The organism is Microbacterium phycohabitans, from assembly GCF_032464935.1.
GTDB lineage: Bacteria > Actinomycetota > Actinomycetes > Actinomycetales > Microbacteriaceae > Microbacterium > Microbacterium phycohabitans.
On sequence record NZ_JAWDIT010000002.1, the window covers coordinates 296,618 to 311,462 of the forward strand.

The following is a 14,845-nucleotide window of genomic DNA, read 5'->3' on the forward strand; positions in this document are numbered from 1 at the left end:
GGACGCGGCGCGAGCGGGCGAGAGCACGGCGCGGTCCGACGCGGCACGGCGGACACCGCGCGGGTCGGCGAGAGCGCGGTGCGGACCGGCGCGGCACCGGCGGACGCGAGGCGGGCGGGCGGGCGAGAGCACGCGGCCGGCACGAGAGCACCTTCCCGTGCAGCCGCGCAACATGTGCGGTGGGACGGATCGGGTGGCCTCACGTCCGTCTCGACCGTTTTCGGGTACCCGAAAAATATGTACTATTTCGGCATGCCGAAAACTCTGGATGCCGTGGACCGTCGCCACGCTCCCGGGCGTGCTCTCTGGCTGCTGGGGCCGGCGATGGTCGCGGGAGTGGCGTACCTCGACCCCGGCAACGTCGCCAGCAACATGACCGCCGGTGCGACCTTCGGGTATCTGCTGGTCTGGGTGGTGGTGCTCGGCAACGTCATGGCCTGGTTGATCCAGTACCTCTCCGCGAAGCTCGGCATCGTCACCGGTGAGAGTCTCCCGCAGATCCTCGGTCGGCGGATGCGGCGCCCCGCCGCTCGTCGCCTCTACTGGCTCCAGGCCGAGGCGGTCGCGATGGCCACCGACGTCGCCGAGGTCATCGGCGGGGCCGTCGCGCTGCATCTGCTCTTCGGCGTCCCCCTGGTGTGGGGAGGGACGATCACCGGCGTGGTGTCGATGGGCCTGCTGCTCATCCAGACGCGCCGCGGGGCGCGTGCCTTCGAAACGGTGCTCATCGGGATGCTCGTGATCATCGCCGTGGGCTTCTCGTTCGGGCTGCTGATCGCCCCTCCCGACCCGGCAGGCGTGGCCGCGGGCCTCGTGCCGCGCTTCGAGGGCTCCACCTCGGTGCTGCTGGCCGCCTCGATCCTCGGCGCCACGATCATGCCGCACGCCATCTACGCGCACTCGGCTCTCGCCCGCGATCGCTTCGCTCCGGATGCCACGGGCATGACGACGGGTGCGACTCCGACACCCGTCCGCGCGGGGGGAGCCCTCGCGTCCGGGGAAGACGCCCCCGGGAGAGGCGCGCCCGGTGGGGACGCTCTCAGCGAGGACGGGCCCGGCGCAGACGCGCCCGGAGCAGGAACGCCCGCCGCGCGCACGGCGCTCGAGCAGGCCCGGGGGATCTCCACCGCGAGGCTGCTCCGGGCGACCCGGTGGGACGTCACGATCGCCCTCGCCGTCGCGGGCACGGTCAACCTCGCGATCCTGCTCCTCGCCGCCGCCAACCTCGCCGGCGTCGACGGCACCGACAGCCTCGAGGGTGCCTACGCGGCGCTCCGCGACGGGCTCGGGTCGCTGGTCGCGACGCTCTTCGCCGTCGGGCTTCTCGCCAGCGGCCTCGCCTCGACGTCGGTCGGCGCCTACGCCGGCGCCGAGATCATGCACGGACTGCTGCGCGCCCGCATCCCGCTGGTCGTCCGCCGCCTCGTCACTCTCGTGCCCGCGCTGGCGATCCTGGGACTCGGCGTCGACCCCACCCTCGCGCTGGTCCTGAGCCAGGTCGTGCTGTCATTCGGCATCCCGTTCGCCCTCATCCCGCTCGTCGCGCTGACCGCCCGCGCCGACGTGCTCGGCCGACACCGCAACCGCCGCGCGACCACGATCGCCGGGGTGCTGGCATCCGCGTTCTTGATCACCCTCAATGTCGTGCTCCTGTGGCTGGTGTTCACCGGCGGATAGGCTGACGGCGTGGAATCGCCCGTGGCCGACGACTATCTCAAGGCGATCTACCACCACACCGAGTGGCAGGACTCCCCGATCACGCCCTCGCAGCTCGCCGGCGTGCTGAGCCTCGCCCCCTCGAGCGTCACCGAGATGGTGAAGAAGCTCGCCGCGCAGGGCCTGGTGACGCATCGCCCCTACGGCCCCGTGTCCCTGACCGAAGCCGGGCGACGGCGTGCCGCGGGAGTGATCCGCCGTCACCGCCTCATCGAGACCTGGCTCGTGCGCGAGTACGCCTACGCGTGGGACGAGGTGCACGACGAAGCCGAGGTGCTCGAGCACGCCCTCAGCGACCGGCTCCTCGAGGGCATCGACGAGCGTCTGGGCCGCCCCCGCTTCGACCCGCACGGAGATGCCATCCCGGATGCCGACGGTGCGGTGCACCGCGAACCCTTCGTCCTGCTCGCGGAGGCTCCGGCCGGGCACGCGGGCCGCGTGCTGCGGGTGAGCGATCGCGACCCCGAACTGCTGCGCGCCCTGGTCGAGCGGGGGATCGACGTGGGGCACGAGCTCGAGGTCGTCTCCGACGACGTCGTCCGCGCCGACGGCGTGGAGATGTCGCTGCCGGCGGGTGCGCGAGGATCGGTCTGGCTCACGCGCTGACGCGATCGGCCGCGCGCGCCGGCGACGCGTCACCGCGGAACCATCGGCGGGCCCGAGCGGGAACCCACATCGCCGCGATCACCGCCACGGCGGCGACGAGGGCGACGACGAGGACGGGGTCGAGTTCGGTCAGAGCCATCGCCGCGGCCTGCAGAGCGACCAGCACGGCGAGGTACACCGTCAGCAGGGTGCGCGCGAGGGAGCTGCCCCGCGACAGCGCCGACCCGCCGGCGATCGTGAGGAGCCCGAGCAGCACCGTCGCCGCGCCCACGAGCGACACCGGCAGCACGAGGTCGGGCGTCACGGAGTAGCGCGCCAACAGGACGACGATGCCCAGAGCGGTGTTGAGCAGACCGCCGAGATAGACGAGCACGATGGCCGCCGTGACCACGGCGGGTCGTCGGGGCGTTTCGCCGGCGATCCCGCCCACCCCGCCGGACACCCCGGCGAGCGAACGCCGCACGAACCGTCGGTGCGCGAACCGCACCGCTTCGATCGCTCCGAGCGCGACCACGACCACCAGGGTCACGAGGGTCGCACCGTCGTCGCCCGGGTCCTGCAGCTGGAAGAACTCCCCGAGCGGCGGCATGGTGAAGATCGCGGTGAGCGCGATGAACATCGCCCCGATCACCACCACCTTCACGCGCGTGACCGGACGCGACAGCACCGTGAGCACCCAGATCGCGACGATCGCCAGGATGATCGTCGCGCCCGTGCGCAGCTGCGCGGTCTCCAGACCGAGCTGCATCGCCACCCGCGTGTAGACGGTGAGGGAGACGGCGATCACGAGACCGGCGGGGATGGCGAAACTGAGCGAGCGGCGGAGGAACCCCGGCACGTAGCGCTGGGCGTTCGGCAGCAGCGCCAGGAAGAACGCCGGGATGCCGATGGTCAGCCCGTCGGTGATCGACAGTTGCCGCGGCAGGAACGGGAACTCCATCACGAGGATGCCGAACAGCACCGCCAGCCCCGTCGCGTAGACGGTCTTGGTGAGGAACAGCATCGAGACGCGCTCGATGTTGGCGATCACCTGACGGCCCTCCGCGACCACCGACGGCAGGTGCGAGAAGCGTCCGTCGAGCAGCACGAGGCGGGCCACGGCCTTGGTGGCCGCCGCCCCGGAGTTCATCGCGATACCGATGTCGGCGGTCTTGATGGCCAGGGCGTCGTTGACCCCGTCGCCTGTCATCGCCACGACGTGCCCGCGCGCCTGGAGCGCGGTGACCATGCGCTTCTTCTGGTCGGGCGTGACACGACCGAACACGGTGTGCTGCTCGAGCACGGCGCCCAGCTCACCATCGTCGTCGGGGAGGCGGCGCGCGTCGTATCCCTCGTCGACATCGAGACCGACCTCGCGCGCGATCGCCGCGACCGTGCGGGGGTTGTCGCCCGAGATGACCCGCACGCCGACGCCCTGGTCTCGGAAGTACGCCAGCGCCTCGGCGGCATCCGGACGCACCGCCTCCACGAAGGTCAGCACGGCCACCGCCGAGACACCGGCGGGCAGTCGCTCCGCGTCGACCTCGGAGTCCGACAGCGGCACGTCCGCGTGCCCGAGCACGAGGGTCCGCCGACCCGACGACGCCAACCGGGTGACGGCGGCCCCCAACTCTCCGTTCGGATCGGTCGCGGCGTCGCCGAAGACCATCTCCGGGGCGCCGAGCACCCAGGTGCCCTCGGCGCCGCCGTCGAACGAGACCGCGCTCCACTTGCGGGCCGACGAGAACGGGATGCGACGCGCCACCGAGAGGGGGATGCCGACGGGGAACGGATCGCGCAGGCACTGCGCGGTGGCGTTGGCGTCGGGAGCGGCCCCGTACCAGGCGAGCACGTCGGTCCATCCGGGCGCCTCGGACAGGGCGAGCGCGTCGTCGAACCGGATCTCACCCGCGGTGAGCGTTCCGGTCTTGTCGAGGCAGATGACGTCGACCCGCGCGAGTCCCTCCACCGCGGGCAACTCGTTGACGAGCACCTTCTGCCCCGCGAGCCGCGCCGCGCCGACCGCGAAGGCGATCGAGGTCATGAGCACGAGCCCGAGCGGGATCATGGCGGTGAGGGCGGCGATGGTGTTCACGACCGCCTGCGACCACGTGCCCTGCTGCCAGGCCTGCACCCAGCCGCCGGCCACCATCATCTGGGCGTTGAGCACGAGCAGGCCGATCGGCCCGATCCCCCACCCGACCCACCGCAGGACGCGGTCGATGGAGGTGCGAAGTTCGCTCGACACGAGCTGGAAGCGCTTCGCCTCGGCGGCGAAGGTGTTCGCGTACGATTCCGCGCCCACGCGGGCGACGCGCGCCGCTCCCTCGCCGGCCACCACGATCGACCCCGACAGCACCTCGTCGTCGATCCGTTTGTCGACGGCATCCGATTCTCCGGTGAGCATCGACTCGTCGACCTGCAGGGCCTGCGTGGACACCACGACCGCGTCGGCGGCGATCTGATCGCCCGCGCGCAGCACGAGTACGTCGTCGCGCACCACCTCGGGTGGCGCGATCTCGGCATCCGCCCCGTCGCGCCGCACGCGCGCCCGGGGCGCGTTGAGCAGGGCGAGGCGGTCGAGAGCCGCTTTCGCGCGGAACTCCTGGACGCACCCGATCACCGCGTTCGACAACGCGGCCACGCCGAACAACGCGTCCTGCCACCGCCCCAGCAGCAGGAGCACGATGAAGCAGGCCCCCACGATCCCGTTGAAGAGCGTGAAGACGTTCGCCCGCACGATGTTCCACGCGCTTCGACTGGTGTCGGCCGTGAAGGCGTTGGTCTGCCCCGCCGACACGCGTTCGGCGACCTCGGCCGAGCTCAGACCGACGACGTCGAGGGCAGTGCGGTCGCCACCTGTCGCCTGCTCCATGCGCTCAATGTAGAGCCAGCCGCCGACATCGCGGGAGGAGTCTCAGGATGCCGCGCGCCGCGCACGCTCGAAGGGCCACTTCACGTGCGTGGCGGTCTCGCAGGCGCGCCACAGCTCGGTGCCGAGCCCGGCGCGCCGCGTACCGCGGGCGGGAGTCGCCCGTCGCGGCGCTCCGCGGGCGACGAGGGAAGGGCCGTACATCGAGCCGCCCTCGGCGGAGGGGTCGACGAGAGCGCGGACGAGTGCCCACGCGCCCTGCTCCTTGGACTGCGTGATGGGCGCCTGGAGGTTGTCGACGAACCGCGTCAGACGACTGGGCTCGTTCACGCCGCGCACCCCGCGCGTCCGCCCGCTCGTGGAGTACCCCGGATGCGCCACGAGGCTCTCGACCGGGACTCCGTGGGCACGCAGCATCTTGTCGGCCTCGAGGGCGAGCGCGGTGGTCGCGGCCTTCGACTGCACGTACGCCTTCCACGGCGTGTAGCCCTCGCGCAGCTCGGGGTCGGTGGGCAGGTGCCTCCACAGCGAGGTCGACATGCTCCCCACCCACACCATGCGGCCGCGCGCGGTCGCGAGCGGCTTGAGCAGCTCGCCGGCGAGGGCGAAGTGACCGAGAACGTTGGTCGCGAACACGAGCTCGTGGCCGCCGACCGTCTCGCGCTGCTTCGGCGGGTGCACGACGCCGGCGTTCAACAGCAGCCCATCGAGGCGTCCGCGTGCACGCGCCGTCGCCGCGGCGGCACGCACCGAGCCCATGTTGCTGGTGTCGAGCAGGAGCGTCTCGATGTCGGCATCCGGAGTCGAGCGCTTCACGGCCGCCTTGGCGGCCGCGAGACTGTGAGGATTGCGGCCGGTCAGCAGCACGTGGGCTCCCGCCGCGGCGAGCTGCTCGCACGCGAAATACCCCAGACCGCGGGTGGCGCCGGTGACGAGGTAGGAGCGCCCCGACAGGTCGGGGAGGTTCTCGGGGTCCCACTCGTCGCGCGTCACCCTTCGACCCTAACGAGATCGGGTGCCCACGTCACGGGTCCATTCCGTTCCGGGCATATCGGCATCCGCGAACTTTTTTCCCGAACGGCGTGACGAATGGCCCGCCCGCATCGTCCACACCATGAGCATCCCGCTCCGTCGCGACGAACACCCCCGCCGACGACGCCGACACATCGAGAAGGAGTCAGATCATGGGTCTGGACGACAAGATCAAGAACGCCGCTCAGGACATCGTGGGCAAGGCGAAGGAAGCGATCGGCAACGCGACCGACAACGACAAGCTCGCCGCCGAGGGCAAGGCCGACCAGGTGCAGGCCGATGCCAAGAAGGCCGGCGAGAACGTGAAGGACACCTTCAAGTAAGGCGTCCGCACGGCGGACGGGCGGGTCACGACCTCACGGTCGGGCCCGCCCGCGCTCGTTTCCCGCGGGGCGTCGCGAGAATGCAACCCTCTCGGGCGGTGTCGGGGGCCGGGGCTAGGCTGGCCCCATGCGCACCCGGGGTGACATCGAATGCTGGCTCACCGACATGGACGGGGTCCTCGTCCACGAGAACACGCCGATCGCGGGCGCGTCCGAGCTGCTCGCCCAGTGGCGCTCCGAGGGCACGCCGTTCCTTGTTCTGACGAACAACTCCATCTTCACGCCGCGCGATCTGAGTGCGCGGCTGCGGGCTTCGGGACTCGTCGTCCCGGAGTCGTCGATCTGGACCTCGGCTCTGGCCACCGCCGACTTCCTGAAGTCGCAGATGCCGGGGGGCTCCGCCTTCGTCATCGGTGAGGCCGGGCTCACGACGGCCCTGCACGAGGCCGGGTTCATCATGACCGAGACCACTCCCGACTACGTCGTGGTGGGCGAGACCCGCAACTACTCCTTCGAGGCCATCACCAAGGCCATCCGTTTCATCCGCGGCGGCGCGCGGTTCATCGCCACCAACCCGGATGCCACCGGCCCCTCGACCGAGGGCGTGCTGCCCGCGACCGGCGCGATCGCGGCGCTCATCACGAAGGCCACCGGCAAAGAGCCCTACATCGTGGGCAAGCCCAACCCGATGATGTTCCGCTCGGCCCTGAACCGCATCGGCGCCCACAGCGAGAACACCGGCATGATCGGTGACCGCATGGACACCGACATCGTCGCCGGGATCGAGGCGGGCCTGCACACCGTGCTCGTGATGACGGGCATCAGCGACCAGCGCGAGATCGAGCGCTATCCCTTCCGCCCCGACGAGATCCTCGGCTCGGTCGCCGAACTCGTGCGCGGCGAACCGCTCGAGTCCGATCTCGCCGATGGCGAAGAGGGGCTCGCGGCCGGGATCTGACGATGGGGGCCCTCGACGACGGTGAGAGAGTGGCGGCGGCCGACCTCGCCGCATGGTCGACGTGGCTCGACGAGAATCACCGGACGTCCACGGGTGCCTGGTTGTTGCGCGGGCGAGGGGCCGACGCGGGTCATTACATCGCGTACGAGGATGCCGTGTGCGAAGCGCTGTGCTTCGGATGGATCGACGGCCCGGTGCGCATCTTCGACGAGGTGAGCTCCGGTCTGTGGTTCGCTCCACGTCGCGGCACGAGCGGCTGGGCGGCGACGAACAAGGCCCGCGTCGCTCGTCTCGAGGCGGAGGGGCGCTTGCGCCCGGCCGGTCGCCTCGCAATCGATGTCGCCCGCGCGAACGGGTCATGGGAGATGCTCGACGGCCCCGAGGCGGGCGTGGAGCCGCCCGATCTCACGTCTGCCCTCGACGCGGTCCCCTCCGCGCGGGCGAATTGGGACGCCTTCCCCCCGTCCAGCCGGAAGTTCGGGCTCACGCAGATCGCGACCGCCGTGCGCCCCGAGACCCGGGCGAAGCGGATCGCGAAGATCGTCTCCGACGCCGCGGAGAACCGCAGGCCCTGAGCCGCTGACCCTCCCCACGGCCGGATCGCGTTGCGAAGGCGCTCCGCTCGACCCCGCGCGACTTCGGGGAGGATGGGCGCATGGACGACCGCACCCTCTGGCTGATCACCGCCTTCTTCATCACCGCCGGAACCCTCGTCGCGTTCATTGTGCAGTGGCGGCGCTCGAAGCGCGGCGACCGCCGCGACCCGTTCGACGGTCCCGGTCCAGACGACGACGCGCGCTGAAGCGAGCGCGGCATCCGGGATCGCACCACAACAGCAAAAACGAGGCGCGACGTCGGCGCGCGCCGCGATCGCCTTACTGCGGAGCGAGCCCCAGGTCGTCGAGATCGATGGATGCCAGCCACTGCAGGCCTTCGGCCTCGATCGCGGCCTGCGCGCCGGTCTTGCGGTCGACGATGACGGCGACGGCGACGACCTCCGCGCCCTCGCGGCGCAGGGCCTCGACGGCCTTGAGCGCCGACTGACCCGTGGTGGAGGTGTCTTCGACGACGACGACGCGCTTGCCCGCGACATCGGCGCCCTCGATCTGGCGGCCGCGGCCGTGGTCCTTCGGCTCCTTGCGCACGACGAACGCGTCGAGCGGGCGGCCGGCGTGCACCGACTCGTGCATGACGGCGTTCGCGATCGGGTCGGCGCCCAGCGTGAGTCCGCCGACCGCGACGACACCATCGAGGTCTTTCACGAGGTCGAGCACGAGACGCCCGATCGCCGGGGCGGCGCGGTGGTCGAGCGTGAGCTTGCGCATGTCGACGTAGTACGTCGCCTTCTTGCCGCTCGAGAGGGTGAAATCGCCGTGGAACACCGCCTCGGCGTTGATGAGGCCGATGAGGGCCTGGCGGTCGGCTTCGAGCTCGGCAGTGGAGGCGGTGGTCACGGCGTCGAGTCTATTGCGCCGCCACGACGCAGCCGCGGGATGTCACGGCGCAGCGTCCCGGCATCCGTCCCGCGGAGTCCACGGGCGCCACGCCGCGAGCGCCCGACGGGCGACGGCGTGTCGACGACGATGTCCGCACGACGGCTCACGCGCGGTGCTCGCACGAGACCGCCCGGCCGCGCCGCGCGACCGTCGATGTCCTCCCCCGAAAGTAGGCTGGATGCCATGCGTCTGGCCACCTGGAACGTCAACTCCATCCGCGCTCGTGTGACCCGCACCGTCGAGTTCTGCGTGCGCGAGCACATCGACGTGCTGGCGATGCAGGAGATCAAGTGCAAGACGGAGCAGTTCCCGTACGCCGCCTTCGAAGAGGCCGGGTATCACGTCGCCGCGCACGGCCTGAACCAGTGGAACGGCGTCGCGATCGCGAGCCGCGAGCCCCTCGAAGACGTCGAGATCGGCTTCCCGGGGATGCCGGGCTTCGAGAAGGGCAAAGAGGGGCCCGACCTGCCGCAGGAGGCGCGCGCGATCGGCGCCACCGTGAACGGCGTGCGCGTGTGGAGCCTGTACGTGCCCAACGGCCGCGGGCTCGACGATCCGCACTACGTCTACAAGCTCGACTGGCTCGACAAGCTCCGCCAGTACACCGCCGACACGCTCGCGGCCCACCCCGATCTGCCGCTCGCCCTGACCGGCGACTTCAACATCGCCCCCACCGATGACGACAACGGCGACCCCACCGTCGTGGAGGGCGCGACCACGCACGTCTCCCCTCCCGAGCGCGCGGCGTTCGCCGCGTTCGAGACCGCGGGGCTGACCGACGTCGTGCGGCCGCTCATTCCCACCGGCTACACCTACTGGGACTACAAGCAGCTGCGTTTCCCCCGCAACGAGGGTCTGCGCATCGACTTCATCCTGGGCTCGCAGGCGTTCGCCGACGCCGTCCACGGCGCCGAGATCCACCGCAATGAGCGCAAGGGCGAGGTCCCCAGCGACCACGTCCCCGTCGTCGCCGACCTCGACCTGTCGGGCGCCGACGACGATGACGACCTGCCGATGATCTTCGGCTGAGCGCCGGGCGGCGGCATCCGGTCAGCGGATGCAGCCCGCGGTCGGCCGGGCGTTACCGCCTGGCATCCGGTGAACAGATCCGGAAACGGGCGACGGATCCGGACGCATCGTTCGAATCCGTCCGAATCTGCGGCCGATCTCCGGATCTGCGACACCGCCCGGCGGTGCGTCAGAAGAATTCTCCGGGCCCTGTCGATTCCGTCGCGCGCCGTTCGACGCGATAGTAGGGGCAGGCATTCGCTCCCCTCAGATCGCTCGAGAGAGCACCGACGAGAAGAGTCCACGATGAAGTTCATGCTGATCATGCGCGGTACCGACGAGGCGTACGCGGCGTACAAGCAGATCCCGTTCGAGCAGATCATCAACGAGATGGGCGCCTACAACGAGTCGATGATGAGCGCGGGAGTGCTCGTCGCGGGCGATGGTCTGGCCGAGGACATGAGCCAGAACTTCGTCGTGACCTTCGACGGCGACGAACCCGTCGTCACCGACGGCCCCTACGGCGAGACGCACGAGCTGTTCAACGGCTTCTGGATCATCGAGGTGTCGACGAAGGAAGAAGCCGTCGAGTGGGCGCGCCGAGCGCCGCTCATCGCGGGCAACACGCTCGAGGTGCGCCGCGTGACCGACGAGACCGACTTCGCCGCGTTCGCCGACAACGAGTACATCCAGAAGGAGGAGGGTTGGCGCGAGGAGCAGTCCTCGCGGTGAGCCCCGACTCCGACGTCTCGCGGCGCGTCGCGGCGATCTGGCGCATCGAGGGCGCCCGCGTCGTCGCGACGCTCGCGCGCGTGGTCGGAGACCTCCCCACGGCGGAGGACCTGGCTCAGGATGCCGTCGCCGAGGCCCTCGCGCAGTGGCCGCGCGAGGGCGTGCCCGTGAATCCCGGTGCCTGGCTGACCGCGGTCGCGAAGCGGCGGGCGATCGACGGCTGGCGTCGCGCGCAGAACCTCGGCGAGAAGTACCGGCTGATCGGCGCGGACGTGGACGAGATCATGGATGCCGAGTGGCAGCCGATCGACGACGACGTGCTGCGGCTGGTGTTCGCGGCCTGCCACCCGGTGCTCGCGCGCGAGGCGCAGGTCGCGCTGACGCTGAAGGTGGTGGGCGGGCTCGACACGGACGCGATCGCGCGCCTGTTCCTCGTGCCGGTGACGACGATGCAGCAGCGGATCGTCCGCGCGAAGAGGGCGCTGAGCGCGGCCCGGGTCCCGTTCGAGGTGCCGGATCCGGCGCAGTGGCCGACGCGGCTCAGCGCGGTGCTGAGCGTGATCTACCTCGTCTTCACCGAGGGCTACGCCGCCACCTCCGGCGACGCCGTGCTGCGCACCGAGCTGGCGCACGAGGCGATCCGGCTGGGGCGCGTCCTCGCGCGACTGCTCCCCCGCGAGCCCGAGGTGCTGGGGCTCGGCGCCCTCATGGAGGTGCAGGCGTCGCGTTTCGCGGCCCGCGTGGATGCGAACGGGGATGCCGTGCTCCTCGCCGACCAGGACCGTCGGCGGTGGGACCGCTCGGCGATCGCCCGCGGCCGGTCGCTCCTCGAGCGGGCCGATGCGCGGGGGAAGGGCCGCGGGCCGTACCAGCTCCAGGCCGCGATCGCGCTCTGTCACGCGGAGGCGATGAGCGTCGACGCGACGGACTGGGATCGCATCGTCGTGCTGTACGAGGTGCTCGGTCGGGTGGCCCCGAGCCCCGTCGTCGAGCTCAATCGCGCCGTGGCCGTGTCGATGGCATCCGGGCCCTTGGAGGGACTCGCGCTCGTTGACGGTCTCGCCGCAACCGGGGTGCTGCGGGGCTCGCACCTGATCCCGTCGGTGCGCGGCGAGCTGCTGTCGCGGCTGGGTCGCACACGCGAGGCGCGGGACGAGCTGCTCGCGGCGGCGGGTCTGACCCGCAACGAGCGAGAGGCCGAGCTGCTGCGGCGGAAGGCCGCCGCGCTGGGGCTGTGACGCGCACACGGGTACCGGGCCCTTCGACAGGCTCAGGGACCTGGGCCGCGACATGGGGGCTGGGCGGCGACTTAGGTGGCTGAGCTTGTCGAAGCCACCGGGGGATGACGGCGGGGCCGACGCGCAGCCCGGCCCCGCCGTCGCGCGGAGATCAGGCCGCGGGGACCTCGGCGGGCGCCGTGCGCGAGATGAGCGTCACGAGCGCCTCGATCACCGAGCGCAGGAATTCGGCCGTCCCCTCGTTCGTGACGGTGCCGTCCTCCTCGAACAGGCCGGGGGTGGACTGGATGTAGCCCTCGGGCTGCCCCATCACGAGGGCGTTGTAGTGCAGGAGCACCGCGCGGAGGTGCTGCTGGGCGGCCGCGGTGGCGATGCCGCCCTGCGAGGTGCCGATGACGGCGGTGGGCTTGTCGTTGAACGACGCCTCGCCGTAGGGGCGGGCCGACCAGTCGAGGGCGTTCTTGAGCACGCCGGGGATCGAGCGGCTGTACTCGGGGGTCACGACGAAGACGCCGTCGGCATCCTCGATCGCCTTCTTGAAGTCCTTCGCGACCTGGGGGAAGTCGCCGTCGTAGTCGGGCGAGTAGAAGGGGAGGTCCTTGATCGGGATCTCCTTCAGCGTGACGCCCTCGGGGGCGACCTTCTCGAGCGCCTTGGCCAGGCGACGGTTGATGGAGGTGCTGGAGATACTGCCGACGATGTAGCCGATCGTGTAGTCGGTCACGGTGATCCTCTCGGAGAAGACGGGGGCGTCGAGCGCCCGGTTTCATTCACGTGCAAGCGTCGCCCGCCAACCTGTATTCCGCCCCCTCTTGACTCCGTCCCACGGGGGATGCGGGTGTCGGAGGTGCCCCCTAGCGTGGAGGGATGGCACGACTGACCCGCACGCAGCGGCGCAACGATCTCGTGCTCGCGGTCGTGCTGTTCCTCGGCGGCATGCTGAGCGCGGTGCTGTCGTCCGTCTCCGGCATCTACGGCGACGAGCAGGGGTCGTTGGCGATCGCCCTCGTCTACGTGGCGGTGCTCGCCGCGCCGATCGCGGTACGTCGGAAATGGCCCTCGGTCACCGCGGTGATCGTGTCGGTGGCTTACTTCCTGGCGGTGACCTTCCGCATCCCCGAGCTGTACGCCGGCAACATCGCGATGTTCATCGCGCTCTACACCGTGGGCGCGTGGGAGCCGAACCGCCGACGCGCGACGATCGTGCGCGTCGCGATCATCGTCGGGATGTTCGCGTGGCTGTTCGTGGTGATGTTCCAAGACGCCACGCAGCCCGTCGACCCCGACGTCGAGGGGGCCTTCTCGCGCGTCGGCGCCTTCTCGCCCTTCGTGGCCTACCAGCTGCTCATGATCGGGGTGAACGCGCTGTTCTTCGGGGGCGCCTACTACTTCGGCGATCGCTCCCACCAGCAGATGCGCGAGCGCGCAGCCCTCGAGGAGCGCACCGCCGAGCTCGAATCGGAGCGCGAGGTGACCGCCGCTCAAGCGGTGGCCCTCGACCGCGTGCGCATCGCCCGCGAGCTGCACGACGTCGTCGCCCACCATGTCTCGCTCATGGGCGTGCAGGCGGGGGTGGCGCGCTCGCTGCTCTCGCGCGATCCGGATGCCGCTCGCGAGACGCTCGCGAGCATCGAGGGGTCGGCGCGCGCGTCGTTGCACGAGCTGCGCCAGCTGCTCGAGACGCTGCGATCGCCGGATTCCGACGCCTCCCCCGACACCGCCCCCACCACGCACGGGCTCACGTCGATCCGCGCCCTCGTCGACGAGGCCGAGGCGGCGGGGCTCCGCACCACCTTCACCGTGGTCGGCGAGCCCGTCATCGACCCGCCGCCGCTCGTGCAGGTCAATCTCTACCGCATCGCGCAGGAGGCCCTGACGAACGCCCGGCGTCATGCCGGGCCCGGCGCGACGGCGGACGTGCGCCTGCGCTTCTCCCGGGAGGCCGTCGAGCTCGAAGTCTCGAACACCGGCCGCGCCGGGTCGACGACCCCGGGCCTCGGTCAGCTCGGGATGCGCGAGCGGGCGGCCGTATCGGGCGGCAGCATCGAGATCGGCCCCCGATCGCGCGGCGGGTGGCTCGTGCGCGTGCGCGTCCCCCTCGCCACGGCGGAGGTCTCGCATGCCTGAGCTGCGCGTGCTCGTCGTCGACGACCACGCCATGATGCGCGCGGGCTTCCGCACGATCCTCTCGCTCGAGCCCGACATCACTGTCGTGGGCGAGGCGGCGACCGGCGCCGAGGCGGTGTCGGCGGCGGGTCGGCTGCATCCCGACGTGATCTGCATGGACGTGCAGATGCCCGACATGGACGGCCTGGAGGCCACCCGCCTACTGACCGCCGACCCGAGCTCGGAGGCGGCGATCCTCATCGTGACGACCTTCGACCGCGACGACTACCTCTTCGCGGCGCTGGATGCCGGGGCCAGCGGCTTCCTGCTCAAGAACGCCGGTCCCGAGGAGCTCGTCTCGGCGGTGCGCATCGTGGGCGCGGGCGACGCGCTGCTGGCTCCCGAGGTCACGCGGCGGGTCATCGAGCGGTTCGCGACTCGCGCACCCTCGCCACCGGAATCCACTCCTCCGCCCCTCCCCCTGACCGAACCGCTCACGGAGCGCGAGGCCGAGGTGCTGCGCCTCATGTCCGACGCGCTGAGCAATGCCGAGATCGCCGCACGACTGTTCATCGGCGAGGCGACGGTGAAGACGCACGTGTCGAACGTGCTGCAGAAGCTCGGCGCGCGCGACCGCGTGCAGGCCGTGGTGCTCGCGCACCGGCACGGCTCGGCCTGACGCGGGGCGGAGCCGGCACGGCCGGCCCGGTCCCTTCGACAGGCTCAGGGACCTCGTGAACGAAGCCCGGCCACGGGGCGGCGGGGCCCCTCCCCCGCGC

At 71.1% G+C, this 14,845-nt stretch carries 15 protein-coding genes; 11 read left to right on the forward strand and 4 right to left on the reverse strand.

The genetic code is table 11. The features are described 5' to 3' along the window. The first annotated feature begins 252 nt into the window (after positions 1-252). Together RWH44_RS05790 and RWH44_RS05795 are read left to right on the forward strand one after the other, a co-directional pair. Complete coding sequence (locus RWH44_RS05790; RefSeq protein WP_316003831.1) at positions 253-1,677, forward strand: Nramp family divalent metal transporter; 1,425 nt, start codon at positions 253-255, stop codon at positions 1,675-1,677. A gap of 9 nt (positions 1,678-1,686) precedes the next feature. Beyond that, entirely contained in the window at positions 1,687-2,322 is a 636-nt protein-coding gene (locus RWH44_RS05795) for a metal-dependent transcriptional regulator (protein WP_316003832.1), read from the forward strand. Here the strand turns inward: RWH44_RS05795 and RWH44_RS05800 are convergent. Beyond that, positions 2,312-5,176, reverse strand: a complete 2,865-nt coding sequence (locus RWH44_RS05800) for an HAD-IC family P-type ATPase (protein WP_316003833.1) — start codon at positions 5,174-5,176, stop codon at positions 2,312-2,314. The genes RWH44_RS05795 and RWH44_RS05800 overlap by 11 nt on opposite strands. A gap of 42 nt (positions 5,177-5,218) precedes the next feature. Then, positions 5,219-6,166 carry an SDR family NAD(P)-dependent oxidoreductase gene (locus RWH44_RS05805; protein WP_316003834.1) on the reverse strand — a complete coding sequence of 316 codons (948 nt, stop codon included), beginning with the start codon at positions 6,164-6,166 and terminating at the stop codon, positions 5,219-5,221. A gap of 191 nt (positions 6,167-6,357) precedes the next feature. Here RWH44_RS05805 and RWH44_RS05810 point away from each other — a divergent pair, with 191 nt between their 5' ends. From RWH44_RS05810 to RWH44_RS05825, 4 genes are all read left to right on the forward strand, one after another. Continuing rightward, on the forward strand, positions 6,358-6,528 hold the full coding sequence (locus RWH44_RS05810) for a CsbD family protein (RefSeq protein WP_298876471.1): 171 nt from the start codon (positions 6,358-6,360) through the stop codon (positions 6,526-6,528). Positions 6,529-6,655: 127 nt separating this feature from the next. Then, on the forward strand, positions 6,656-7,486 hold the full coding sequence (locus RWH44_RS05815) for an HAD-IIA family hydrolase (protein ID WP_298876475.1): 831 nt from the start codon (positions 6,656-6,658) through the stop codon (positions 7,484-7,486). Positions 7,487-7,488: 2 nt separating this feature from the next. After that, on the forward strand, positions 7,489-8,061 hold the full coding sequence (locus RWH44_RS05820; RefSeq protein WP_316003835.1) for a YdeI/OmpD-associated family protein: 573 nt from the start codon (positions 7,489-7,491) through the stop codon (positions 8,059-8,061). Positions 8,062-8,141: 80 nt separating this feature from the next. Continuing rightward, positions 8,142-8,288: a hypothetical protein gene (locus RWH44_RS05825; protein ID WP_316003836.1), complete on the forward strand. Its 147-nt coding sequence runs from the start codon at positions 8,142-8,144 to the stop codon at positions 8,286-8,288. A 73-nt stretch (positions 8,289-8,361) separates the two neighbouring features. On the opposite strand, the gene pyrE is transcribed toward RWH44_RS05825, so the two are convergent. Beyond that, positions 8,362-8,940, reverse strand: coding sequence for an orotate phosphoribosyltransferase (pyrE, locus tag RWH44_RS05830; protein ID WP_298876480.1), 579 nt, complete (start codon positions 8,938-8,940; stop codon positions 8,362-8,364). 225 nt (positions 8,941-9,165) lie between these two features. Here pyrE and RWH44_RS05835 point away from each other — a divergent pair, with 225 nt between their 5' ends. The 3 genes from RWH44_RS05835 to RWH44_RS05845 all read left to right on the forward strand — a co-directional run bounded on the left by RWH44_RS05835 (position 9,166) and on the right by RWH44_RS05845 (position 11,960). After that, a complete protein-coding gene (locus RWH44_RS05835) occupies positions 9,166-10,011 on the forward strand; it encodes an exodeoxyribonuclease III (RefSeq protein WP_316003837.1) in 846 nt (281 codons plus the stop codon). A gap of 285 nt (positions 10,012-10,296) precedes the next feature. Continuing rightward, positions 10,297-10,722 carry a YciI family protein gene (locus tag RWH44_RS05840; RefSeq protein ID WP_298876488.1) on the forward strand — a complete coding sequence of 142 codons (426 nt, stop codon included), beginning with the start codon at positions 10,297-10,299 and terminating at the stop codon, positions 10,720-10,722. Then, a complete protein-coding gene (locus tag RWH44_RS05845; RefSeq protein ID WP_316003838.1) occupies positions 10,719-11,960 on the forward strand; it encodes an RNA polymerase sigma factor in 1,242 nt (413 codons plus the stop codon). The genes RWH44_RS05840 and RWH44_RS05845 overlap by 4 nt, the downstream gene beginning before the upstream one ends. A 151-nt stretch (positions 11,961-12,111) precedes the next feature. Here the strand turns inward: RWH44_RS05845 and RWH44_RS05850 are convergent, their stop codons facing one another. After that, a complete protein-coding gene (locus tag RWH44_RS05850; RefSeq protein WP_316003839.1) occupies positions 12,112-12,684 on the reverse strand; it encodes an NADPH-dependent FMN reductase in 573 nt (190 codons plus the stop codon). Between the two features lie 143 nt (positions 12,685-12,827). Here RWH44_RS05850 and RWH44_RS05855 point away from each other — a divergent pair, with 143 nt between their 5' ends. Both RWH44_RS05855 and RWH44_RS05860 read left to right on the forward strand, forming a co-directional pair. After that, positions 12,828-14,087, forward strand: coding sequence for a sensor histidine kinase (locus RWH44_RS05855; RefSeq protein WP_316003840.1), 1,260 nt, complete (start codon positions 12,828-12,830; stop codon positions 14,085-14,087). After that, on the forward strand, positions 14,080-14,745 hold the full coding sequence (locus RWH44_RS05860) for a response regulator (protein ID WP_316003841.1): 666 nt from the start codon (positions 14,080-14,082) through the stop codon (positions 14,743-14,745). Before RWH44_RS05855 ends, RWH44_RS05860 begins: the two co-directional genes overlap by 8 nt. Positions 14,746-14,845: the final 100 nt, after the last annotated feature.

Excerpts from the sequence above, each read along its gene's own strand:
- RWH44_RS05790 (WP_316003831.1), top strand. The coding sequence starts at position 253 with ATGCCGAAAACTCTGGATGCCGTGGACCGTCGCCACGCTCCCGGGCGT.
- RWH44_RS05800 (WP_316003833.1), bottom strand. The coding sequence starts at position 5,176 with ATGGAGCAGGCGACAGGTGGCGACCGCACTGCCCTCGACGTCGTCGGT.
- RWH44_RS05810 (WP_298876471.1), top strand. The coding sequence starts at position 6,358 with ATGGGTCTGGACGACAAGATCAAGAACGCCGCTCAGGACATCGTGGGC.
- RWH44_RS05815 (WP_298876475.1), top strand. The coding sequence starts at position 6,656 with ATGCGCACCCGGGGTGACATCGAATGCTGGCTCACCGACATGGACGGG.
- RWH44_RS05820 (WP_316003835.1), top strand. The coding sequence starts at position 7,489 with ATGGGGGCCCTCGACGACGGTGAGAGAGTGGCGGCGGCCGACCTCGCC.
- RWH44_RS05825 (WP_316003836.1), top strand. The coding sequence starts at position 8,142 with ATGGACGACCGCACCCTCTGGCTGATCACCGCCTTCTTCATCACCGCC.
- RWH44_RS05835 (WP_316003837.1), top strand. The coding sequence starts at position 9,166 with ATGCGTCTGGCCACCTGGAACGTCAACTCCATCCGCGCTCGTGTGACC.
- RWH44_RS05840 (WP_298876488.1), top strand. The coding sequence starts at position 10,297 with ATGAAGTTCATGCTGATCATGCGCGGTACCGACGAGGCGTACGCGGCG.
- RWH44_RS05855 (WP_316003840.1), top strand. The coding sequence starts at position 12,828 with ATGGCACGACTGACCCGCACGCAGCGGCGCAACGATCTCGTGCTCGCG.
- RWH44_RS05860 (WP_316003841.1), top strand. The coding sequence starts at position 14,080 with ATGCCTGAGCTGCGCGTGCTCGTCGTCGACGACCACGCCATGATGCGC.